Here is a 371-nt window from a genome sequence, read left to right as displayed (position 1 = left end):
ATCCGGGCTATGACGATGATTTTCAGCGTATCCGCGAGGAGGTCAATAAGATCTCCGGTGTCGATACCGAACTGATTTGCCAGCTGGCTGAAAAACTGCTGACTCAGACCTGCAAGGATCTGCGCGTGATCACCTTTTACGTGTGGGCGCGTCTGCAGCGGGATGGCGAAACCGGTCTGGCGGAGGGCGTTACGCTGCTGGCGGCAATGCTTGAGCGGTTTGGGGCTATGCTCCATCCCCAGCGTGAACGTAGCTGTAAATCGGCGCTGGAATGGCTTGGCAGTCGCCGGATGTCGGACAGTCTGTCTCTTTATCCGGAAGTCGACATGACCACTATGCAGGTCATTATCGGGGCGTTATTGCTGACGGAA

1 protein-coding gene is annotated in these 371 nt (G+C 56.1%); it reads left to right on the top strand.

The window, feature by feature from the left end:
* Positions 1-371: ImpA family type VI secretion system protein (locus CWM53_RS27810; RefSeq protein ID WP_206062639.1), on the top strand; the 371-nt coding region annotated here is incomplete at both ends.

It is taken from the genome of Klebsiella sp. A-Nf5 (assembly GCF_002810545.1).
GTDB lineage: Bacteria > Pseudomonadota > Gammaproteobacteria > Enterobacterales > Enterobacteriaceae > Klebsiella > Klebsiella variicola.
Note: the sequence above shows the minus strand (reverse complement) of the source record. Positions and strands in the feature narration are given on the sequence as shown.